Source organism: Metasolibacillus meyeri (genome assembly GCF_003049505.1).
Taxonomy (GTDB): domain Bacteria; phylum Bacillota; class Bacilli; order Bacillales_A; family Planococcaceae; genus Metasolibacillus; species Metasolibacillus meyeri.
Map to the genome: position 1 here is coordinate 26,209 of NZ_PYWN01000034.1, position 20,812 is coordinate 47,020.

The 20,812-nt window shown below is 37.7% G+C and carries 27 protein-coding genes; 20 read left to right on the forward strand and 7 right to left on the reverse strand.

Annotation, left to right across the window (positions count from 1 at the left end; genetic code table 11):
* Positions 1–42 precede the first annotated feature (42 nt).
* The 4 genes from C9J34_RS05290 to C9J34_RS05305 all read left to right on the forward strand — a co-directional run bounded on the left by C9J34_RS05290 (position 43) and on the right by C9J34_RS05305 (position 2,379).
* Positions 43–369 carry a 4-diphosphocytidyl-2C-methyl-D-erythritol kinase gene (locus tag C9J34_RS05290; RefSeq protein ID WP_107838821.1) on the forward strand — a complete coding sequence of 109 codons (327 nt, stop codon included), beginning with the start codon at positions 43–45 and terminating at the stop codon, positions 367–369.
* A 114-nt stretch (positions 370–483) separates the two neighbouring features.
* Positions 484–798, forward strand: a complete 315-nt coding sequence (locus C9J34_RS05295) for a PadR family transcriptional regulator (RefSeq protein WP_107838822.1) — start codon at positions 484–486, stop codon at positions 796–798.
* The gene (locus tag C9J34_RS05300; RefSeq protein WP_107838823.1) at positions 795–1,331 is read left to right on the forward strand and encodes a DUF2812 domain-containing protein; all 537 of its coding nucleotides are present in this window, start codon (positions 795–797) and stop codon (positions 1,329–1,331) included. The genes C9J34_RS05295 and C9J34_RS05300 overlap by 4 nt, the downstream gene beginning before the upstream one ends.
* Positions 1,324–2,379 carry a M50 family metallopeptidase gene (locus tag C9J34_RS05305; RefSeq protein ID WP_193768895.1) on the forward strand — a complete coding sequence of 352 codons (1,056 nt, stop codon included), beginning with the start codon at positions 1,324–1,326 and terminating at the stop codon, positions 2,377–2,379. Before C9J34_RS05300 ends, C9J34_RS05305 begins: the two co-directional genes overlap by 8 nt.
* A 92-nt stretch (positions 2,380–2,471) precedes the next feature.
* Here the strand turns inward: C9J34_RS05305 and C9J34_RS05310 are convergent, their stop codons facing one another.
* Positions 2,472–2,972, reverse strand: coding sequence for a CotY/CotZ family spore coat protein (locus tag C9J34_RS05310; protein WP_107838825.1), 501 nt, complete (start codon positions 2,970–2,972; stop codon positions 2,472–2,474).
* 168 nt (positions 2,973–3,140) lie between these two features.
* On the opposite strand from C9J34_RS05310, the gene C9J34_RS05315 reads away from it, so the two are divergent.
* The 6 genes from C9J34_RS05315 (at position 3,141) to C9J34_RS05340 (ending at position 5,819) form a co-directional block, all read left to right on the forward strand.
* Positions 3,141–3,539, forward strand: coding sequence for a YhcN/YlaJ family sporulation lipoprotein (locus C9J34_RS05315; RefSeq protein WP_107838826.1), 399 nt, complete (start codon positions 3,141–3,143; stop codon positions 3,537–3,539).
* Positions 3,539–3,994 carry a stage V sporulation protein AC gene (spoVAC, locus tag C9J34_RS05320; protein ID WP_107838827.1) on the forward strand — a complete coding sequence of 152 codons (456 nt, stop codon included), beginning with the start codon at positions 3,539–3,541 and terminating at the stop codon, positions 3,992–3,994. Before C9J34_RS05315 ends, spoVAC begins: the two co-directional genes overlap by 1 nt.
* Entirely contained in the window at positions 3,988–4,983 is a 996-nt protein-coding gene (locus tag C9J34_RS05325; protein WP_107838828.1) for a beta-ketoacyl-[acyl-carrier-protein] synthase family protein, read from the forward strand. The genes spoVAC and C9J34_RS05325 overlap by 7 nt, the downstream gene beginning before the upstream one ends.
* 9 nt (positions 4,984–4,992) lie before the next feature.
* Positions 4,993–5,355, forward strand: coding sequence for a stage V sporulation protein AE (gene spoVAE, locus C9J34_RS05330; RefSeq protein ID WP_107838829.1), 363 nt, complete (start codon positions 4,993–4,995; stop codon positions 5,353–5,355).
* A 65-nt stretch (positions 5,356–5,420) separates the two neighbouring features.
* Complete coding sequence (locus C9J34_RS05335; RefSeq protein WP_107838830.1) at positions 5,421–5,558, forward strand: YjcZ family sporulation protein; 138 nt, start codon at positions 5,421–5,423, stop codon at positions 5,556–5,558.
* A 12-nt stretch (positions 5,559–5,570) separates the two neighbouring features.
* A complete protein-coding gene (locus tag C9J34_RS05340) occupies positions 5,571–5,819 on the forward strand; it encodes a stage VI sporulation protein F (protein ID WP_107838831.1) in 249 nt (82 codons plus the stop codon).
* Between the two features lie 146 nt (positions 5,820–5,965).
* On the opposite strand, the gene C9J34_RS05345 is transcribed toward C9J34_RS05340, so the two are convergent.
* From C9J34_RS05345 to C9J34_RS05355, 3 genes are all read right to left on the reverse strand, one after another.
* On the reverse strand, positions 5,966–6,394 hold the full coding sequence (locus C9J34_RS05345; protein ID WP_107838832.1) for a GNAT family N-acetyltransferase: 429 nt from the start codon (positions 6,392–6,394) through the stop codon (positions 5,966–5,968).
* 4 nt (positions 6,395–6,398) lie between these two features.
* Positions 6,399–6,911, reverse strand: a complete 513-nt coding sequence (locus C9J34_RS05350) for a 2'-5' RNA ligase family protein (RefSeq protein ID WP_107838833.1) — start codon at positions 6,909–6,911, stop codon at positions 6,399–6,401.
* Between the two features lie 87 nt (positions 6,912–6,998).
* The gene (locus tag C9J34_RS05355; RefSeq protein WP_107838834.1) at positions 6,999–7,718 is read right to left on the reverse strand and encodes an alpha/beta hydrolase; all 720 of its coding nucleotides are present in this window, start codon (positions 7,716–7,718) and stop codon (positions 6,999–7,001) included.
* Positions 7,719–7,822: 104 nt separating this feature from the next.
* On the opposite strand from C9J34_RS05355, the gene C9J34_RS05360 reads away from it, so the two are divergent.
* The 9 genes from C9J34_RS05360 to C9J34_RS05400 all read left to right on the forward strand — a co-directional run bounded on the left by C9J34_RS05360 (position 7,823) and on the right by C9J34_RS05400 (position 16,110).
* Positions 7,823–8,404, forward strand: a complete 582-nt coding sequence (locus tag C9J34_RS05360) for a phosphatidylglycerophosphatase A family protein (RefSeq protein ID WP_107838835.1) — start codon at positions 7,823–7,825, stop codon at positions 8,402–8,404.
* Between the two features lie 183 nt (positions 8,405–8,587).
* Positions 8,588–9,241 (forward strand): thermonuclease family protein, encoded by a 654-nt coding sequence (locus tag C9J34_RS05365; protein WP_107838836.1) that lies wholly within the window; start codon positions 8,588–8,590, stop codon positions 9,239–9,241.
* Positions 9,242–9,416: 175 nt separating this feature from the next.
* Entirely contained in the window at positions 9,417–10,073 is a 657-nt protein-coding gene (isdC, locus tag C9J34_RS05370) for a heme uptake protein IsdC (RefSeq protein WP_238600573.1), read from the forward strand.
* Between the two features lie 20 nt (positions 10,074–10,093).
* Positions 10,094–11,869: an NEAT domain-containing protein gene (locus C9J34_RS05375; protein WP_107838837.1), complete on the forward strand. Its 1,776-nt coding sequence runs from the start codon at positions 10,094–10,096 to the stop codon at positions 11,867–11,869.
* A 139-nt stretch (positions 11,870–12,008) separates the two neighbouring features.
* Entirely contained in the window at positions 12,009–12,902 is an 894-nt protein-coding gene (gene isdE / locus C9J34_RS05380; protein ID WP_107838838.1) for a heme ABC transporter substrate-binding protein IsdE, read from the forward strand.
* Positions 12,903–12,916: 14 nt separating this feature from the next.
* Entirely contained in the window at positions 12,917–13,879 is a 963-nt protein-coding gene (locus C9J34_RS05385) for a FecCD family ABC transporter permease (protein ID WP_107838839.1), read from the forward strand.
* Between the two features lie 4 nt (positions 13,880–13,883).
* The gene (locus C9J34_RS05390; protein WP_107838840.1) at positions 13,884–14,654 is read left to right on the forward strand and encodes an ABC transporter ATP-binding protein; all 771 of its coding nucleotides are present in this window, start codon (positions 13,884–13,886) and stop codon (positions 14,652–14,654) included.
* A 13-nt stretch (positions 14,655–14,667) separates the two neighbouring features.
* Complete coding sequence (srtB, locus tag C9J34_RS05395; RefSeq protein WP_193768896.1) at positions 14,668–15,375, forward strand: class B sortase; 708 nt, start codon at positions 14,668–14,670, stop codon at positions 15,373–15,375.
* A 210-nt stretch (positions 15,376–15,585) separates the two neighbouring features.
* Positions 15,586–16,110 (forward strand): YceI family protein, encoded by a 525-nt coding sequence (locus C9J34_RS05400; protein WP_107838842.1) that lies wholly within the window; start codon positions 15,586–15,588, stop codon positions 16,108–16,110.
* A gap of 116 nt (positions 16,111–16,226) precedes the next feature.
* Here C9J34_RS05400 and C9J34_RS05405 read toward each other — a convergent pair whose 3' ends face one another.
* Positions 16,227–16,709: a hypothetical protein gene (locus tag C9J34_RS05405; protein WP_107838843.1), complete on the reverse strand. Its 483-nt coding sequence runs from the start codon at positions 16,707–16,709 to the stop codon at positions 16,227–16,229.
* A 352-nt stretch (positions 16,710–17,061) separates the two neighbouring features.
* Positions 17,062–17,211, reverse strand: a complete 150-nt coding sequence (locus C9J34_RS21835) for a hypothetical protein (protein ID WP_193768897.1) — start codon at positions 17,209–17,211, stop codon at positions 17,062–17,064.
* 544 nt (positions 17,212–17,755) lie between these two features.
* Here C9J34_RS21835 and C9J34_RS05410 point away from each other — a divergent pair.
* The gene (locus C9J34_RS05410; protein ID WP_107838844.1) at positions 17,756–19,144 is read left to right on the forward strand and encodes an aldehyde dehydrogenase; all 1,389 of its coding nucleotides are present in this window, start codon (positions 17,756–17,758) and stop codon (positions 19,142–19,144) included.
* 55 nt (positions 19,145–19,199) lie between these two features.
* Here the strand turns inward: C9J34_RS05410 and C9J34_RS05415 are convergent, their stop codons facing one another.
* Complete coding sequence (locus C9J34_RS05415; protein WP_107838845.1) at positions 19,200–20,777, reverse strand: PAS domain S-box protein; 1,578 nt, start codon at positions 20,775–20,777, stop codon at positions 19,200–19,202.
* Between the last annotated feature and the right edge of the window lie 35 nt (positions 20,778–20,812).

The window sequence follows — 20,812 nt, forward strand, 5'->3', positions numbered from 1 at the left end:
GCGATTTTGCATATGGTATGAAAAAAAGGTGGGCGATTGTCAATGAAGTATCAACCACTACTTTTCATTAGAACACCGTCTTATGCGGTAGAATTAACAGCAGCGGAACAGCAGGAGCTAGAAGAAAGCACTTCGATTTATGAGATGCCGCAAACAAATCAAATGACCAATTCTTTAATTGCACATCAATTACGCTATTTCGCACGTCCCGTGATAAGAAATCGCGTACTCCTTGTCGTGCTGAAAAACGGCGAGCGTCTTGTTGGCACGATTGAGCATTTGAATGGAGCTGATGTTGTCATGAAGGTGTTTGAACAAAAAACAGTTATTTCGGTGAAGGATATTGTAGCAATTCATACATCAAAATGAAAAAACGCATGAAATCAAATTTGGTTTCATGCGTTTTTTTATTGTTCTAATATATCACTTTATGATATATTGTTTTTAGATATATCATAAAGTGATATAATTGGAGGTAATAAAATGAAATCAATGGAGCAATTAACAGATTCCGTATTTTACATAATGGCCGCTTTTACACAGCCTCGACACGGTTATGCAGTGATGAGTTTAATTGAAGAAACAACAAAAGGTACATTTATGATTGGCCCAGCTACGCTTTATACAATTATTAAAAAGCTATTAGAGCAAGAGCTAATTGTTTTGGACGATGCTTCCGATTCGAGGCGTAAAATTTATTTACTAACAGCTAAAGGACGTGCGATTTTAACAGAGGATATTGAACGAAGAAAAGTGATGATTCAACTAGCAGAAGCAGGGTTAAGAGGTGAGGAATGATGAAAACAAAATATATGATGTCAGGTGGTTTAGCTTTTAGCGAGCAGAAGGATATGGAGAGGCTACGCAAAAAATCACAACAAGGATGGCATGTGAAGAATTTTAAATTTATGGGTTATGGATTGGAACAAGGGGAACAAGAAGATTGGATTTACAGCATAGATTATCGCTTAGTAACACCAGAGGATGAGGATGAATACTTTGATATGTTTACATTTTCAGGATGGACACATATATGCTCAGAAGCGGGTATGCATTTATTCAAGGCTCGCCCAGATACAGTACCAATTTATAGTGATTATTCGTCAAAAATAGATAAATTTTCACGTCAAGGGATGTATGTGAACCAAAGTGTATTATTTTTAGTCATTTTAAGCGCTGTATGTTGGGGATTATGGGTATTTGGTCCACAAAATATAACAGGTATTTTTCGCATCGTATTTTTATGCTTACTTGTCATAACGATTCCAGCGATTATGACATGGGGTGCGATTCAGTGGCGTAAAGTGAAGGAGCGTAGCGATGATGAGTAAATGGTTAACACCTAAAAATAGTACAATTGCTTTTGGAGTGTTTACGATGATAAGTTTATTGCATCCAGCGTTAAAGGGTTTCTTATTGGTTGAAATGAGCCTTGTTGCTATGTTTACGATTATTTTGCTACACGAATGTGGACATCTATTATTTGGAAAGTGGGCTGACTATGAGTTTATTTTTCTCATCATTGGGCCATTCAGTATTGAAAAAACGGAGCATGGTATTAGCATAAGCGAAAATAATAACTGGTTATTATTTGGTGGGGTTATATCGATGATACCTAAAATGGCAGATATGCAGCAAATACGCAAACAGCATATGCTATTTACGGCAGGTGGTCCCATTACATCACTTGTTCTGGCATTGTTTGCTTTTTCCATGAGTTTTTTTACAGAGAGTGAGCTTTGGTTTTATTTTTCGCTAGGCAATGTCATTATTTTTCTTGTGACAGCCATGCCATTAAAGCTTGGAATGGATACAGATGGTCGTGTTATTTTACAACTATTGCAAGGTGGACAACAAGCAGAAAAACTATTGCAAGCTATCACATTTAGCAATGAACTTCTAAGCAAAAAATCGCCGCTTGAATGGAACCAAGCGTATTTGCAAATAGCTAAAGCGCAGCCTGCTTCGACAGAAAATATGATTTATGCTAGCTATGTATTTTACGTAACATTTATGCAAAAGGACTATGTGGCGGCATCTGACAGTATTGCACATTTTAAAATGATTCCTGTAACGAAGGATAGTAAATATCAAGTAGCACTGATGGTACATATTCAACAACTTGACCAATTTTTTAGTCAAAATAAGGATGCACAAAAAATCAACGAATTACAGCAAAATTTGACAAAAGTAGAACCTGTGTCGTTTTATCGAGGGCAAGCAATTATATATGCGTGCCAAGGAAATAAAGCGCAAGCAGAAAAATCTATTCAAAAAGTGGAACACTACATAACAAAGGGTGAATCGTCATATGGTTTTTATCAAGCAGAAAGAAAGTTAACTGAATTAGTTAAAGAGCATATACGACAAGCCTTATAAAAGATGTGCGCAAACCCCAAACAATTAAGGAGTTTGCGCACCATTTTTATTGAATTGTGTGAGAATTGTTTGGGTGCCTGGCACTCAAGCAATTAGTTACAAATGCCTAAATTCACATCGGCTACACACTGTACAGCACAGAAGCAATTTAAGTCAACTGTAATACAGCTATCTGTGACAGCAAAGTTTGTTACATCACAAATAGCGCGCAATGATACAGCTGTACCATCGCTATTTAATAAATCAACTGTATCGCCACCACGGTCTAATGGCAATAATACACGTAATGTTGCACAGCAATCATCGAATACATCTTCTACGCGGAAAAAGACAGATGCACAGTCCATACAGTCATCTACGCTAAATGTAGCGACGAATGGTGTGCCGTTTTTTGTTAATAACATAAATACTCGTGTGTCTACATTTGATCTTCCTGGGCTAACGATGCCACCTAAAGGCTCCAAAAAGCAATTTGTTGTACAACGAGAGCATTCGTCACGCACAGATTGATTTTGAATGTCTAAAATCGCACGAACTACTTCGCAAACGCAACCTTTACTAGAGCTTGGGCTAACTGGTTTACCACAACCCATACTCTTTCACCTCCTAATATAAGTTCTCTCTACAATATGAGCTGATTCTTAAATGAACAGGGCGTTCGCATAGAAATGAATGCCTATTTTTTGTATAAAGTAAAAAAATCTGCTCATACTAGATGAAATGAATGATGTATATAGACAAAGAAAAGAAGGAGGCATGAAATGGTAAGGCGTTTTTTTAGTGTGGTAATATGTGTGCTCTTACTATCTGCCTGTGGCGCGAAAGAACGGATTGTCGCATATGATGAGCAGGATGCAAAAACAATAGAAATTAAGCAAGAAATTGAGAAAATGAATAACATTCATAAAGCTAAAATAATTGTTGCTGGCAATGATATACTTGTCGCAATTGAAGTAAAGCCGTTGCACGCATTTAAAGAACAAAAAATTGCACGTAATTTACAAAAAGAATTGGAGAAAAAATGGGAACATAATGATGTACTTGTTTCTTCAGACTTCAAGCTGCTATGGGAAGCAGATAAATTAATGGCAGAACAAAATGAGCAGAAGGTCACTGAAAAAATAGAGAAGTTAAAGAAATTAGCGAAGGAGGAAACATAATGAAGGAATCTCAATATGAAACGATTGAACAGCAAATGACACCAACACCACCATACGTCGTGAATGTCTTAAAGGCATTTTTTGTCGGTGGGTTTATATGTGTTATTGGTCAAGCCATTTCCTTCTTTTATATGATTTTTTTCGACTTTACTGAAAAAACAGTTGGCAATCCAACCGTTGCAACAATGATCTTTATTTCAATGCTTTTGACTGGCTTTGGGTTATATAGAAAACTAGGACAATTTGCAGGTGCTGGTAGCGCAGTCCCTGTGACAGGTTTTGGTAATGCTGTTGTTTCTGCCGCTATCGAGCATCGAACAGAAGGCTATGTATTAGGTGTAGGTAGCAATATGTTTAAGCTAGCTGGCTCTGTTATTGTATTTGGTACAGTGTCTGCTTTTGTTGTCGCTTTAGTGAAGACGGTGCTCGTTATGCTGGGGGTTGTCACATGGTAATTATCTTTCAGACGAAGCCAGCTTTATTAGCTGGAGCCGCGGCAGTTGGCCCGTTAGAGGCGAGGAGTGTCTTCCGTTCTTATTTTGATTTAATAGCAGATGATGAACGTTTTCAAGAAAAGACGAATGAGCAAGGACAAACACGCTTGATTACGAACACTTGTCAGCTCGTGCTGGACAAGGCAAAAATAAAAAATTTAGATATCGATTATTTTTTAAGCGGTGATTTGGTTAACCAAATGACGCCAACCAATTTTGCAGCGCGAGAATTAGCGGTGTCTTTTATCGGGATGTTTTCAGCGTGTGCGACATCTGTTTCATCTGTCATTATTGCTGGCTTATTAACCGAGTTAGGTGCATCAAAGCTAGCAATTGCTGGTTCGTCAAGCCAACATAATGCGACAGAGCGTCAATTTCGCTATCCAGTGGATTATGGTGCGCAGAAGCCTGCAACGGCACAATGGACGGTAACCGCAGCAGGCTATGCATTAGTTGGTCAACATCAACCGGATTTTCCTTATATGGTGGCGGCTACAGTTGGCAAAGTGATTGACTATAAGGAAACAGATCCATTCCATATGGGTGGTGCAATGGCGCCGGCTGCTTATGACACGATTAAAAAGCATTTACAACATCGAAAGCAAAAGTTAAGCGACTACGATATGGTGATGACAGGCGATTTAGGGAAGATTGGATTGAAGCTGATAAAGGCGATGTTAGCTGAGGATGGGATTAAAAATGATGAATTACAGCGAATTCGTGATGCAGGTGCTGAATTTTACGGGGATGACCAAGCCTTTCAAGCTGGCGCAAGCGGAGCGGGATGCTCAGCGGCAGTATATTATAGCTATGTTTTAAGTCAATTTATGACAGGACGTTATAAACGTGTTTTGCTCGTAGCGACAGGTGCTTTATTATCTCCGATGTCCTATCAGCAAGGAGAAACGATACCATGTACAGCCCATGCGATTGAAATTGCAATGAATTGAGGGAGATCGATGTATACTTTTATTTTTGCGTTTTTAGTTGGAGGCATCATTTGTGTAATTGGGCAGCTGTTAATGGATGTTGCCAAGTTGACACCAGCGCATACGCTGTCGACATTAGTTGTAGCAGGCGCTATTTTAGATGGATTTGGTTTATATGAGCCATTGATTGATTTTGCGGGTGCAGGTGCGACGATTCCAATTACTTCATTTGGTAATGCGTTAACACATGGTGCGCTAGCAGAGGCAGAAAAGCATGGCTTAGTCGGAGTCGTGACAGGGATGTTTGAGGTGACGAGCTCAGGTATTAGCGCGGCAATTATTTTCGGTTTTATTGCGGCACTTATTTTTCATTCAAAAGGAAAAGTGAATTAGGGCATTTACCCCTCCTATGACAGTTGGCTTAGCATAAACTACACTGTAGAAAGGAGGGGTTATTCATGTCTGGATACGGATGGAATCAATGTGGAAATGTGCAACCAGATTATTGCGGTGGAGGCGGTGGCTACGGCTCAACATTTGTGTTAATCGTCGTATTATTTATTCTACTAATTATTGTTGGTACTGCATTTTATTAAGGAGGGCGAGCAATGGATAAGGGTTTTTTTAAACAGTTCGAGCGAAAAACCGGTGTTGAAATGGATGAGGTCTTCGCATTAGCTCGCGCCATACAATATGCAGATTTCTCTAGTGAAAAACAAGTAAGAAAAATTGTACAAAAGGTTAGCAAAGTAGCAAAACGTAAAGTGTCACCGCAGTTGGAAGAACAAATTGTACAATCGATTTTAAAAGATGGCAAATCACTTGATTTAAGCAAAATTGAGCGAATGATGCGCTAGAAAACTAGGCTATCAGAACAGCTATAAGCTGTTCTGATAGCTGATTTTTTGCAACGTAGAATGAAACCTCAAAAACGTGGAATAAAACAGCAAAAGGGTGTCTAAAAAGTAGCGTGTTATGCTACATTTTAGACACCCTGTTTAGATTAAATTGATTTCTCCATTGCGCGATGTGGAATGCCTGCATCTAAAAACTCTGGAGATGTTACTGTATATTGTAGTTTTTCATAAAATGGAATCGCATAGCTTTGCGCATTGAGCTTTAATTTTTTCCAGCTCTTTTCTTTTGCTGCTTGTTCGATTTGTTCCATTAATAAAATTCCTAGTCGCTGTCCGCGGTATTCATTTAATACACAAACGCGTTCAACTTTCCCTACAAGCGGCTCATATTCTCTTAAACGTGCCGCGGCGATTGTTCGTTCACCATCCATTACGATAAAATGATCCGAGGTTTTATCGTATTCATCTAGTTCAAGGTGGATGGGTACGCCTTGTTCTTCTACAAATACTTTTGTGCGGATATCAAACGCACGCTGTAATTGTTCTTCGGTTAGTGCAGAGTGTACTTCAAACATTATCTTATTCAGCTCCATTAAGTCTAAATGATTCAATGATTTCCCATTTGCCATCTTGTTCTTGTACTAAATGGATTTGCTGAATTTCTTCCTGTACATCAACACCAACCATACGCATCTGACCTAAAATATCATCATGCTCAGAGGCTGTTAGCTTTTGAGCAATTGTAATATGTGGAACAAAAACATGTTTTTGTTCTCCAAAAGTAACATTTTCTTGAATAGCATTTTGAATATTTGCTAACTGCTCTGTGGGCTCAATGCGGAAATAAATAGCATTCGTCGTAGGGAAAAACGAGCTAATACGTGATGCATGGATTTTTAAAGGAGCGAAATTAGCAACTACCTCTGTTAACTTGGCGGCAATGTCCTGCACTGCGCTTTCATCAGCTTCAAACGCATCCTTTAATGTTATATGAGGTGCGATTTGTGCATAATGTGGATCATAGCGTTTACGATAATTATTCGCTAAATCTTGTAAATTTTTAGAAGGAAAAGCAACGATACCATACTTCAAATTCAAAACCTCCCGAAACAATTCAATTTTATTCTCCATGATAAGTATAACAGAATTTAAGTATTTACTACATTTATTACGCCGTTTTTATCCGAAATTTTCTATAAGTGCTCGTCTCAAGTCGGGCTTCCAATGTTTCCAAGTGTGGTCTCCGTCAAATTCCTCATAAAAAGTAGGAAAGTTTTTTTCAAGAAATAATTGATGGAGTGTTCTATTCGGTGTAAGGAAATTCTTTACTTCCTTGCTCGTTGTAATGACTTTATCCTCACCTTTACCAATAATATGATAAATGGATATTGCGCTATAATTTGCAGCATTTGCTACAGTTTTAAGCACTAGCTCATCGACATAGGGCGACTGTAAAATGGCTTTACCAAAAACATTTGGATATTTTAAAGCAACCATTAATGCGGCTGTCGCAGCCATGGAATCACCAATCATGCCACGCGTTTGACCAAGCTGGAAGGTTGCATAATTTTCGTCTAAATAAGGTACAAGCTCATGTGCTAAAAAGCGTAAAAAAGCTTCATGTTGTTCGCCAGAGGGAATATATTTTTTTTGACGATCCTCCACATTTTTATATGGAACACCTACAATAATCGTGTTTTCCATTTCGTAATTGTCGATTAATTCATCGGCAAGGCGTGTAATACCACCTAATTGAAAATAGTCTTTACCGTCTGTTGCAATGAGTAAATTATATTTATATAGGGGCGAATAATTTGCCGGAATATAAACAAGTAGCTGTAGTTCTTCCTGAAGTGCGTCACTATAAAAATTTAAGTCCTTTACTGTTCCTTTATCCAAAACACTCATTCCTTCTCAAGTTAGATGTAACGAAATTGTATCATAATCCCCTCGAAAGGTGTAATATGGTGTAGGAAGAAAAAACATTAATAGAGGTGTAGAATATGCATAATCAAACAGTTCGTGTTCATTCCGAAAAAGTAACAGCTGCTACTTTTTCTGCTCTAGAGCGTAGAGGAGTAACAGTCGAAGATATTGCAGAAATCGTTTATGAAATGCAAAGCCCTTATAATGAAGGCTTACTAATGGAACATTGTGTTAAATCAGTTGAGCGAGTGCTACACAAACGTGAAGTACAGCATGCGATATTAGTTGGAGTTGAGCTAGATGAACTAGCAGAAAAGAAAATGCTATCAGAGCCATTACAATCAATTGTTGGTTCAGATGAAGGGTTATTTGGTGTTGATGAAACAATCGCCTTAGGTTCAGTATTTACTTATGGAAGTATCGCTGTGACGACATTTGGTCATTTAGATAAGAAAAAAATTGGTATTATTAATAAATTGGATACAAAAATAGGTGGATCTGTTCATACATTTTTAGATGACTTAGTGGCGAGTGTTGCGGCTAGTGCAGCATCACGTATTGCTCACCGCATGCGTGACTTAGAGGAAGAAGGCGAAACATTTGCAGCAATTTCACCGAAGATACTAGGTCCACAGCCGAAATCGACTGAGGATATTTAACTTGATTCAGCAATTAAAAGCCTGAGCTGCTATGAAACATTCCAAGTGAGAGTTTCATAGTGTAGCTCGGTTTTTTCTTTGACTAATTTTTCAACGGAAAAAGCCTTTTTTCAGACATTTTTATCAGAAGGAATATTTGATAAAATAGGAAGGATGTTAATTTAAGAAAGGAACAACACGATTATGAAACCAACAGATATTAAAACACTTATTACAAGTGGCACAATTATTATAGCAGTTGCACTTTATTTAATATTTAGTCCAGACCCGAAGGACAAAGAAGAAGAAACGAACATACCCCAAACACAGCAAGAGGAGAATACAACACTAGAAACGCAGTCAGCTAATATTTCTGCACAATATGCACAAGAAGTTACGGGGAATCAGCTACAGCCCGTAAAATTTCTATCTATCAATGATGGTGACACATTCAGTATAGAAATGAATGGAGAAAAGCGTAAAGTCCGTCTATTAATGGTAGATACACCTGAAATGAACTATGATACAGGACAACCAATGCCTTATGCGGAAGATGCAAAAGCATTTACGGAAAATTTGCTAAAAAATGCATCGAAAATCGAATTGCTTTTTGATGTTGGCCCAGAAACAGATAAATACGATCGACTTCTCGCCTATATTTATATAGATGATGTGCTATTACAGGAGTCTTTATTGAAAAATGGGCTTGCGGTTATGCGCTATATGAATAAACCCAATAACACACTAGAAGCAGAGTTGAATGAAATTCAAGCAAAGGCAAAAGAAGAGCAGCTTCATATATGGGCACATGAAGGCTATTTTGATGGCAAGCAATTTCATGAGGATGCTGTGAAGTAATCGTAGCGACGGCTGTTTGAAAAATGGGGCGTTTGTCTATTTTATAGATAACACCAATGTAGACTTTCAACTTGATATTATGACAATTCATTGAATTGATAAATTCTAATTGAGAATAATCCTCATTTGTGTCATAATTGTGGAGGAAATAATTATTTATAGGAGGACTAAAGCTGTGAAAAAGCTTTTTCTAAGTCTTTTTGTGCTTATGTTAGGAGCATTTCTACTTGCACCTAACTACTCTCATGCACAATTGGCTGATGGAACATATAACATTCCGTATCAGGTAAATAAGCCAAGCAGTATTTCGGCTTCTATGGCGAACGATTATTTTTTAAAGCCTGCTCAAGTCATTGTGAAAAATGGCAAGGCGACTGTACAATTGACGATTAAAAATAGTGCATGGGTAACGGAATTTACCCCACCAGGTGGCGCGACAGTTATTAGTCAAAATGCAGGTGCTGATACGCGCGTTGTGCAATTTGCTGTAGCAAATTTATCAAACCCCGTAACAGTAGCAATGAAAATCGATATCGATGATATTAATTATCATCATGGTTACAGTGTTGATTTTGTATTTGATGCAACAAGCATTCCACAAGCAAAAGAACAAAATACGCAAGCGAATACGGAATCATCAAAAGTTGTTAAAAATACAAGTAAGACACAAAACGCTTCAAATGCTGGCAGTAACGGAAATAAAGCTGACGAATCTGTGAGTGTGAATGAGCAAGTAGAGAATCCGCAAACAAGTGACTCACTACCATACCTTTTCATCTTCATGCTTATTGCTTCGGCGCTTGTATTTTATAAAGTAAGACAAAAAAATTAATCCTTTGGGGGAAATACTACATGTCAAAATTTCAATCTCGCACTTCAAAAATTGCTTTAGCTTCAGTATTAGCAACATCAGCAATCATACCAGCAGTAGCAGCTTCAGCAGCTGAAACAACACCATCACGCTCTATGCCAGATGGCAAATATACAATTGATTTCACAATTACAGATACGACACAGCAATTGGCGAAATACGTAAAAGGACCAGCTACATTAATTATTGACGGCGGCAAATTTGCGATTCAACTATCAGCAGATGCTACTGTTATGAATATGTTAACAAAAGTAGAAGTGAACGGTGAAAACGTTATCCAAGAAGTAAATGGACAAAAAGTAATTCTTATTCCTGTGGAACGCCCAGGCGGTACAGTAAAAGGTGAAGGTACAGTAAAGGTTGGGGATAAAGAAATTCCAACATCATTTGAATTAACACTAGACCCAACAACAATTAAAGCACCTGAGACAGCACCAGAAGAAAAGGTAGAATTTGTACCAGGTAAAACATTCAAGCAAGTTAAAGATGGCGAATATGCCATTACATTTGATGCATATGACCCAAAAACAAACAAAGGTGGCTATGCGGCAATTTCAAATCATCTTGAAAAAGATGCAAAATTAATTGTTAAAGATGGAAAATATTCAGTACAATTAACAGTTACTGAAAAAGGTAGCCCGATGATTGCTGACTTAAAAGTGGCTGGTGCAGAGGCGGAACTAGTATCAGAAGAAGGCAAAAAGGTTTATAACTTCGCAATTAACTCAATTAGCGATTTAGTAGAAGCAGAAATTCATGTTGTTGTAGCTGCTGCGAATATGGATAAATGGTATCAATTCGGCTTTGCAATCGATACAGCGAATCTTGAATTACCAGAAGTAACAGAAGAAACACCAAATGTTGAGCAGCCTGTAGAAGCAGGAGAAGAGCTTCCACTATACATTTACAAAGACAAAACAAATGAAATTTCTGTAATGGCGACATATGTAAAACCGACTGTAACAGTGACAGAAACAGAAAATAACTTCCTGGTAGATTTAACATTTGTACAAGGTCAATATTTAAATAAATTGACTATTCAAGGCGCAACAATTGCTGACGAAAAAGTTGTTGAAGCTGGCGATAACACAACAAAAATTTATACAATTGAAACGACAAACTTAGACGCAGTTTATACAGCGACAGTTGATGTATCAGTAGATGCTGGTCCTGTAAAGTATGATTCTGTATATCCTGTGCAATTACAATTTGGTGGTAAGAAAAATCCATTTACAGATATTACGAAGTTAGGTGACTATGGAAATATCGTAGCATTATATTCTATCGGTCTGTTCAAGGAAGCAGACAAATTCAATCCGAATGGTAAAGTAAAACGCTCACAATTTGCTTTAATGTTAAACCGTTACTTAGAGCTAGACACAACGGCGAAAAATCCATTTACAGATGTAACAAGCTTTGATGCAGAAACACAAAAAGCTGTGAATGCATTAAGCGCTTCAGGCATTATGAATGGTACATCTGCTACAACGTTTGCACCAACACAAGACATTACACGTCAACAAGCAGCGGTTATTATTTACCGCGTTTTAGAGAACGCAGGCTATAAAGCGACTGGTGCAAAAGTGCCGTTTAGCGATGTAAAAACTTCAAATAAAGAAGTGGAAACAGCGATTGCTGAGTTAAATGCATTAGGCATTATGACTGGTCATGAAGGCAAGTTTAACCCAACTAACACGTTAACACGTAGCCAAATGGCAAAAGTTATTTTAAATACACTTTATATGTTAGAATCTTAAGAGAATAGTGTAAAGAGCTGGCTTCCTCTCAATTTATGAGGGGGAGCCGCTGTTGTTATCTTGATTCAGCGGGTGTATATCAAGCTAAGAAACAATCCGCCCATTGAATCAAGGTAAAACAAAAGAAAGGAAGCTAAACATGAAAAAATACGTAGCATTTTTATTGCTTGTAGCGATTATGTTGCTTGCTGCTTGCGGTAATAAAGAAGAGGAACCAGAGCAGCAAAAAGACATTGCTACAGAGGAAAAGCCACAAGAGGATTACCGCATTGTAGCTGGAACAGTTGTGGTAGCAGATATTATGGATCAGTTAGAGCTTGAAGCAATTGCTGTACCAGATACAGTAAAGCAGTTGCCTACTCGCTTCGAGGGCTTACCGTCTATCGGCAATGCGATGCAGCCTGATATGGAAATCATTAAATCGCTAAATCCGACAGAGGTATTATCTGTTTCAACATTGGAATATGATTTAGCACCAATATTTGAACAGTTGAACGTTCCTGTCGATTTTGTTGATTTAACGAGTATCGACACGATGCTTTCTGAAATTGAGGAGCTAGGGAATCGCTATAATCGTATAGAGCAGGCGAAGGTGCTAATTGACAAGTTGAAAAATGAAATGGCACAAGTTGAGAACATTGCGAGTGAACATGAGCAGCCGAGCGTGCTAATTTTACTAGGTGTACCAGGTAGTTATTTAGTTGCAACGGAGCACTCTTATGCAGGGGATTTAGTGAAGAGAGCTGGCGCTGTCAATGTGATGACTGGTCAGGAAGCGGAGTATTTAGCATCGAATACAGAGCATTTATACAATAGCAATCCTGATATTATTTTACGTATGGCACATGGGATGCCAGATGAAGTAATTAAAATGTTTGATGAGGAATTTAAAACGAATGATGTGTGGAAGCATTTTAATGCGGTAAAAAATAATCGTGTATATGATTTAGATGAGGAATTATTTGGTACGACAGCGGCATTAAATATGTCGGAGGCATTGCAACATTTAATCGAAATCTTTTATGAACAGTAAGGTGTTGTGGCGTAATGAAAAAAATAATTAGCACTGTTGTCATTGCTATACTCTTAGTAGTGACAGCGATTTTCGCTGCAACAACAGGCAGCATTAAAATGGGATTTTGGGAATTTATAAGCGCATTATTTGATGTGAACAATGAAACGATGGCGGCGATTCGAGATTTGCGCTTCCCGCGTATTATTGTGGCTATTTTTGCGGGTGCTGCTTTATCTGTAGCAGGTGCTTTATTGCAAGCCATTATGCGAAATCCGCTTGCTGATGCAGGTGTAATCGGTATTTCTTCTGGTGCAGCGTTTACGAAGCTATTTATCGTGTCTGTTGTGCCAACATTGTTTTTTATGACACCGATTTTTGCATTTATTGGTGGAGCAATTGCATGCTTTTTAGTATTTGCGCTCGCTTGGAAATCTGGCTTAAATCCATTGCGCTTAATTTTAGTAGGTATCGCCATCAATGCAATGTTTACTGGACTAACGGAAGCATTTATTAGCTTTGGGGGCTCTTTAAATGCTTCAGCTAGCAGTGTGCTTGGCTCAAGCCTAGCATTTAAAACATGGGATGATGTAACGATACTTGCGATTTACGGCTCCATTGGCTTACTGCTTGCATTTGTCATGTACTCGTGGTGCAATGTGCTCGCGTTATCTGATAAAACGGCACAAAGTATCGGCTTTAACGTAACATTGGCACGTTTAGCAATTGCAGCAGTTGCTGTATTATTATCAGCCATCTCAGTCGTAGTTGCAGGCGTGATTGCCTTTGTTGGCTTGCTTGTACCACATATTGCACGTCGCATCGTTGGACATGACCATAAAGTGCTGTTACCTTTTACAGCGTTGCTTGGTGCATTTATTATTTTATTAGCAGATACAATCGGGCGTACAATGATTGCACCGTTAGAAATACCTGCCTCAACAATTATGGCGATTATTGGCGGGCCATTTTTAATATTTTTACTGAGAAAAGGGTGATGTTGTGGAATTGCAAAAAATTATGGTCTCACATGATGGTAAAAAGCAGCATTTACAAGATGTATCAACATCGATACAGCGTGGCAAAATAACGACGATTATTGGACCGAATGGCTGTGGCAAATCAACGTTATTAAATGTAATGGCACGCAATCATTCTCCGTTACAAGGCAAGGCGATGTTGGATAATAAAGATTTAGTTCATTATAAACCAAAGGAATTTGCCCAAAAGTTTGCGATTGTTTATCAGCAAAATGACATTCCGCAAGATTTGACCGTAGAAAAACTTGTGAGCTATGGGCGTATACCTTATCATTCCTTGATGAAAAAAAATGAAGCGAAAGATCAACAAGCGGTCGATTGGGCATTAGCATGTACAAGTTTAAGTGAAAAGCGTGATTGCGATTTATCGGCATTATCAGGTGGAGAAAGACAGCGTGTATGGATTGCGATGGCATTAGCGCAGCAAAGCGAACTATTATGCTTAGATGAGCCGACAACTTATTTAGATATTTATTATCAGCTAGAACTGTTAGAACTAGTGAAGGAATTGAATGAGCAGCACGATTTAACGATTGTGATGGTGTTACATGATATTAACCAAGCGATTCGCTACAGTGACCATATACTTTTAATGAGCGCAGGGCGCATTGTGGCAGAGGGCGCACCACATGATGTTATTACAAAGCAAACGATAAAGGACGTATATGGCGTTGAGGCAGTTTTTCATGAAGATACGGAGCTCGGTTTGTATATGGTACCAATCGGTATTTAAGGAGGACGATTATATGAAGGGGAAAGTGATTCAAACCATTTGTATAATCGTTTTTATTGTTTCTACTATAGGGCTTGTACGCTATTTTTATAGCTATAAGCAGGTTGAGCAGGAGCTTCGGCAAGTACAGGAAGTGTATGAAGAGGCGTCTAGTGAAGAAGTTGAGGTCGACACAAAGTTTATCGAGTTGCAAAAAATCAATTCTGACATTGTTGGCTGGCTGCGTTTAGAAGGCTCACAGCTCGATAACCCTATATTACAAACAGATAATAATGATTTTTACTTATCTCATAATTATGCTGGTGAAAAAAGCCGTGCGGGTAGCGTGTTTATGGATTATCGTAATGGGGTAGATGCGCGACATACGATTTTGTATGGGCATGTGATGCGCAATGGAACAATGTTTGGAGAGCTTGCGAAATTTGCTGAGCAGCAATATGCGGAAGCACATTCTTATTTTATTTATGAAACACCGAAAGTAAGCTATCGACTTGAAGTGTTTGCTGCCTATGAGACGACAATTGATTTTTATTATATTGAAACAGAATTTACGGATGCGTCATATGCAGAGTTTTTGCAGACAATTCAACAAAAATCGCTAATCGCTATGCCTGTTACGGTGACAACAAATGACAAAATTATGACCTTGTCTACATGTACGACATCGCCAAATGACCATGAACGTTTTGTTGTACATGCAAAAATAGTTGTAGAAAAATAAATCTCGAATTCGAAATATTTTTGTTGACGCACAGAAAAGCATGGACTATACTAAAATTACAAATAGAAAGTCATAAAGTTCAGCCGTTTTACATATATAACTTATTGTATGATGTTTAACATCGAAACAAAAAGGGGATATGCAAGTTGTAGGCTGCTTTATTTTTAAACTATATCTTGAATTCGAGATAAAAACAGGAGGGTTTTATTTATGACAAACTGGACAGTAGACCAATCACACTCAAGTATCGGATTTAGCGTAAAACACATGATGGTATCAAAGGTAAAAGGAGGATTCGATTCTTATTCAGCACAAATTGAAGCGGCTGATTTGGCGGACTTATCAACTGCTAATATTTCATTTACGATTGATACAGCGAGCATTAACACACGTAACGAAGATCGTGATAACCATTTAAAATCAGCAGATTTCTTTGATGCGGAGCAGTTTCCAACGATTACATTCCAATCAACGGCAGTCGAAAAATCAGGTGATGATTATAAAGTAACAGGTGACTTAACAATTAAGGATGTAACGAAGCCTGTCACATTCGAAGTGGAATTCAACGGCAAAGGCACAAACCCTTGGGGACAAGAAGTATATGGCTTTGAAGCAGAAGCGAAAATCAATCGTGAAGAATTTGGCTTAACATGGAACGCAGCACTTGAAACAGGTGGCGTGCTTGTCGGAAAAGACATTAAAATTTCAGTTGAACTAGAAGTGAATCCTGCGTAAATTATAAGTCGAAAGTCGTGTTTCGCTCATAAGATGGAGAAACTCGCTTATTGAACTTGTATATTCGCTCATGAAAATGAAAAAGCGAGGAATCTAACTGGAGATTCCTCGCTTTTTTAATGCTGCTCATAATTTTTTGCAATTGAAGCTAAATTATTATGTGTTACTGTGGAAAGCTGGTCAAGCCCAGCACGGTCAAATGTCATGGATAGTGCAATTTGATTTTTATTTTTTACAGGCTGCTGCCAAATAAATGTGAATTCTGCAATTTGTGATTCATCAGCTATTTTGACGAGCATATTGTAGCTATCCTTTAGTAATGTATCGAGTGACATAAACTCGGAGCTTTGCATTTCGAGCATGACCGTTTCGCCATCTGGCTTTGGCGTTACTTGGATATCAAGAATCGCATTTTCCAGTTGCTGGTCCTTTGTCATTTCCTCAATGGTGCGCATCGTTGCATAGCCTGGTGTATTTTCTAAAGCGAGTTCTTCAACGGCTTGTTCAGGGTTTTCATTTTTGGAGAAAGAAAAGCCTGAAATGCCGACTATAATAAAAACAACTAATAAGAATAAGTAAATGTTAACGAACTTTTTCATTGTAACCATCCCTTACACTTGAAAGAATATGAAAAAGACCCCACAGCAATCCGTGCCGTTCAAAGGGGTCTTTTGTGTGTACTAGTTGTTCCGACTAATACACTAGGTTTGGCACCTAGTGACAAATTATAAGGGATTTTGTAGAAAAAATCAATGAAATATAGAAAAAGAACTGTCCATTTTGGATAGCTCTTTTATATGTTGAGGGGAAATTCCATCCCGTATTAACAGTTTTTTTGTATTGAAAATAAAGTGGCAGGTATAAGACCTCTACTTCAAAATTAGAAATGGAGTGAAGGGGGAGACAGTCCGTGAAGGACGTGCAAAAATTTCCACGGACTGAAAATTCACTTTATAATGATTGCAGTTCTTCTTGTTGTAAAGGCGGCATAGTAAAATATAAAAATGATTCATCTTCAAGTTCTAGCAGCTTTTGTTCATTAACACCGATTGATAAAGGTCCCGAAAAAATTGCTTCCCACCATGTTTCAGTCATAATCATTGAAATTGCCTCCTTGTCGATGTAAAAATAAATAAGAGAATGCTTATCCTAAGTTTAGTCATTGAACTAGTGTAGCTGCGGAAAAAATTTCTTGATTGCTTTAGGAACAACTACATTATAGTGTGATTGATTTATCAAAATTCAGCAAATATCCAAACGCTCGCTGAAAAAAGGAAAATTCCTTTAAGAATGCCACACGCACAACGACTGAATAGGGATGTCTAGATTGAATAACAAAAATCTAGTTTTACTGATTCGCTTTAAATTTTAAAAAGTGTATCCATTTCTCTAAATGGTGAACAAATGCTTTTGTACCGAAAGCCAAGCGGCAACAACAGTAGGTACAGGTGTGTTTTGTACGATAGCATCAGTTCTTATTGTTGCGAAAACATAGCAGCAACAACAATACTTCAACGAAACAGCATCCCGAATTGTCATTGATTTTTAATCAATTTAAAGGATATTGAGCAATCGTTATAGTAGTTAATATGTGTGGCAATGATGAAATTATGCATAAAAATTAAAAATGGAGAGGAAGTTTTTTATGAATTTTACAGTACAAGATGTAGAAAATATGATAACAGCACAGCGTAGTTACCATTTTTCACGTGCTACCAAAAATCTAGAATTTCGCAAGCAACAATTGGTAAATTTAAAAGAGACAATTAAAAAGTATGAAAAGGAAATTACAGAGGCTTTAAAGTTAGATTTGAACAAAAGTGAGTTTGAAGCATATGCAACAGAAATTGGCATCGTCTTAGATAGCATTACGCATATGGTAAAAAATATTGACGAATGGGCAAAACCAATTACTGCAAAAACACCTGTTCAATTCCAACCAGGCAAAAGCTATGTTGTCCGTGAGCCCTATGGAGTAGTATTAATTATTGGACCATTTAACTATCCATTCCAGCTTGTGATGGAGCCATTGCTCGGCGCAATTATCGGTGGTAATACGGCTATTATTAAGCCGTCTGAGGCCACTGTTTATACAACAAAAATAATCAAAAAAATTATTGAAGAAACATTTGAAGAAAATTATGTGCGTGTTGTAGAGGGCGAGAAGGAAGAGGTTGAGGCATTAATTCATGCATCTTTTGATTTTATTTTCTTTACAGGTAGTGTATCGACTGGCAAGGTGATTATGCGTGCTGCTGCTGAAAGGTTGACGCCAATCGTATTAGAGCTAGGTGGGAAAAGCCCTGCAATTGTTGATCAAACTGCCAATTTACAAGTCGCAGCAAAGCGTATTGTTTGGGGGAAATTTACGAATAACGGACAAACATGCGTCGCTCCTGACTATATCTTGGTGCATAGCTCTGTTTACAAAAAGTTTATTAAAATTTTAAAGCAAACGATTACAGCCTTTTACGGAGAAAACCCGCAACAAAGTGATGATTATGGTCGCATTATTCATACGCGTCATTTCGATAAGCTGAAGGCGATATTGGATGCAGATGCTGAACGCGTGACGTTTGGAGGCACAGTAAATCGAGAAGATTTATATATCGCGCCGACAATTATCGAAGGTGCTGACTGGGATAGCAAAGTAATGGAAGATGAAATATTTGGACCGATTTTACCTATTATGGCGTATAATGATTTAGCAAATGCGATTCATGCAATTCGTCGTCTGCCAAAGCCTCTAGCAGCGTATTTATTTACGGAAAATGATAATGCACGTGAATATTTCCTAGAAGAGCTACCATTTGGTGGAGGCTGTATCAATGACATTATGGCACATGTAGGCAATACGCATTTACCATTTGGTGGTGTAGGGCCATCAGGAATGGGCGCTTATCATGGGCAAGCAAGCTTTGAATGCTTTACACATCAAAAGGCGATTTTACAGCGTTCAACAAAGCTAGCAACAAATATACTATTCCCGCCATATAAGCAAAAAGTAAAATTGATTCGCAAAGTGATGAAGTAGCAAATAGAGTAAAGGAAATGATCTACTAGAAAAATAAGAAAGGCGCATGAAAATTTCATGCGTCTTTTTTGAGGTGGTGAAGCGGGATTTTAAGTGTGATTGCTGTCCCAACGTGTTCTTCACTGTGAAGATGGATGGTTCCGCCATGTTCACAAATAATTTTATTGGAAATCATCATGCCTAAACCTGTGCCAGTCGTTTTGGTCGTATAAAATGGCTCGAAGACATAGTCGATTAGATGGTGTGGAATACCTTCGCCCGTATCGGCAATTTCAATATAGGCAAAATGATGGTCGTGACAGCTAATTAATGTAATCGTCCCGTTTTGATCAATTGCTTCGATTGCATTTTTAACAATATTAATAAACACTTGTTTAATTTGATTCGTATTGCCATAAATAAACAATGTTTCCTCGCTAAGCTGCTGAATTAATTGAATTTGGCGCTGCTCTAGTTGAAACTCAAAAAATAGTATAATATCCTGGATTATTTCAGATAAATTCAATCTGTTTTTTTGCTCAGCAAGAGGCTTAGAAAGCACTAAAAATTCAGAAATAATTAAATCGATGCGTTCGATTTCAGATTGAATAATATTTGTATAGGTGTGGTATGGCGATTGTGGGTCTTCATTCATCATTTGAACAAAACCTGATATGACCGTCATGGGATTACGAATTTCATGCGTTACGCCTGCTGCTATTTCCCCAGCTAATTTTAATTTCTCTGACTGCAAAGTAAGCCTTTCATTTTCCTTTAGGTAGGAAATGTCACGTGAAATAACTGAAACGGCTAGCATATCTCCATCAGAATTATAAATAGGCGATAGCGAAATTTGTGCATCAAATATAGAGCCATCTTTACGCATATCTTTCGTTTCAAGTAAATGGAAGCGCTCACCTTGTAGCAGTTTTAAAAACCTATTCTGTGCTGCTTCAGCATTTTCAGGTGCTACGAGCTGTGGCGATTGACCAAGACATTCCTCTCTTGTCCAACCATACATTTTTTCGAAGGCGGCATTTACTTCGATGATTTTATTATTTAAATCGAACACCGCCATTGCATCTTCAGCGTGGTTAAAAAATAGCTTTAAATAAGCTTCGGCTGAGGAAAATTTCATCTGCTTATCCATATTTCTTTTTTCTTCATAAAGCCAAAGCTTTCGAACGTAAATCGTTTGCAAAATGCCAACGATACATAAAAATACTGTAAAGAAAATAAGGCTTTGCACAGGGTATACTAGATAAATATCGAATTTTTTTAAGGCAACGATAAATGCGATTTCTAGAACGATTATGATGGTAAGTGTTGTATTTAGTCTATAGGACTGATAAGCATTGATAATTAATAATAAATATAAAAAGCCAAATAAAAACCATAATTGTTCACTGTCGATTGTTAAAATAATGAGCACTGTATTCCATGTTACAATTAAAAGAACTTGAACGAATCGCGCATGTACTTTTTTATAAAGTAAAAGTCCAATGAGTGCTACAACCGTAATCATTAATAATGTATAGCAATGCGAATAGTGCACAATATCAAATAAATTGAGCGCAACAAAGAATATGGAACAAAGGAAGAGCGAACAGTAAATAAATAAATTGCGTTTATGTATGATGGTGAGTGGTTGCATCGTTTTCTCCTAGTATATTAGTTAAAATTTGTTTC

Bases quoted from the DNA above. Each gene is read 5' to 3' on its own strand.
- C9J34_RS05375 (WP_107838837.1), top strand. From the start codon at position 10,094: ATGTCAAAATTTCAATCTCGCACTTCAAAAATTGCTTTAGCTTCAGTA.
- C9J34_RS05295 (WP_107838822.1), top strand. From the start codon at position 484: ATGAAATCAATGGAGCAATTAACAGATTCCGTATTTTACATAATGGCC.
- C9J34_RS05405 (WP_107838843.1), bottom strand. From the start codon at position 16,709: ATGAAAAAGTTCGTTAACATTTACTTATTCTTATTAGTTGTTTTTATT.
- srtB (WP_193768896.1), top strand. From the start codon at position 14,668: ATGAAGGGGAAAGTGATTCAAACCATTTGTATAATCGTTTTTATTGTT.
- C9J34_RS05305 (WP_193768895.1), top strand. From the start codon at position 1,324: ATGAGTAAATGGTTAACACCTAAAAATAGTACAATTGCTTTTGGAGTG.
- C9J34_RS05335 (WP_107838830.1), top strand. From the start codon at position 5,421: ATGTCTGGATACGGATGGAATCAATGTGGAAATGTGCAACCAGATTAT.
- spoVAE (WP_107838829.1), top strand. From the start codon at position 4,993: ATGTATACTTTTATTTTTGCGTTTTTAGTTGGAGGCATCATTTGTGTA.
- C9J34_RS05400 (WP_107838842.1), top strand. From the start codon at position 15,586: ATGACAAACTGGACAGTAGACCAATCACACTCAAGTATCGGATTTAGC.
- C9J34_RS05340 (WP_107838831.1), top strand. From the start codon at position 5,571: ATGGATAAGGGTTTTTTTAAACAGTTCGAGCGAAAAACCGGTGTTGAA.
- C9J34_RS05315 (WP_107838826.1), top strand. From the start codon at position 3,141: ATGGTAAGGCGTTTTTTTAGTGTGGTAATATGTGTGCTCTTACTATCT.
- C9J34_RS05310 (WP_107838825.1), bottom strand. From the start codon at position 2,972: ATGGGTTGTGGTAAACCAGTTAGCCCAAGCTCTAGTAAAGGTTGCGTT.
- C9J34_RS05360 (WP_107838835.1), top strand. From the start codon at position 7,823: ATGCATAATCAAACAGTTCGTGTTCATTCCGAAAAAGTAACAGCTGCT.
- isdE (WP_107838838.1), top strand. From the start codon at position 12,009: ATGAAAAAATACGTAGCATTTTTATTGCTTGTAGCGATTATGTTGCTT.
- C9J34_RS05410 (WP_107838844.1), top strand. From the start codon at position 17,756: ATGAATTTTACAGTACAAGATGTAGAAAATATGATAACAGCACAGCGT.
- C9J34_RS05290 (WP_107838821.1), top strand. From the start codon at position 43: ATGAAGTATCAACCACTACTTTTCATTAGAACACCGTCTTATGCGGTA.
- C9J34_RS05415 (WP_107838845.1), bottom strand. From the start codon at position 20,777: ATGCAACCACTCACCATCATACATAAACGCAATTTATTTATTTACTGT.
- C9J34_RS05325 (WP_107838828.1), top strand. From the start codon at position 3,988: ATGGTAATTATCTTTCAGACGAAGCCAGCTTTATTAGCTGGAGCCGCG.
- C9J34_RS05385 (WP_107838839.1), top strand. From the start codon at position 12,917: ATGAAAAAAATAATTAGCACTGTTGTCATTGCTATACTCTTAGTAGTG.
- C9J34_RS05365 (WP_107838836.1), top strand. From the start codon at position 8,588: ATGAAACCAACAGATATTAAAACACTTATTACAAGTGGCACAATTATT.
- C9J34_RS05345 (WP_107838832.1), bottom strand. From the start codon at position 6,394: ATGTTTGAAGTACACTCTGCACTAACCGAAGAACAATTACAGCGTGCG.
- C9J34_RS21835 (WP_193768897.1), bottom strand. From the start codon at position 17,211: ATGATTATGACTGAAACATGGTGGGAAGCAATTTTTTCGGGACCTTTA.
- C9J34_RS05300 (WP_107838823.1), top strand. From the start codon at position 795: ATGATGAAAACAAAATATATGATGTCAGGTGGTTTAGCTTTTAGCGAG.
- spoVAC (WP_107838827.1), top strand. From the start codon at position 3,539: ATGAAGGAATCTCAATATGAAACGATTGAACAGCAAATGACACCAACA.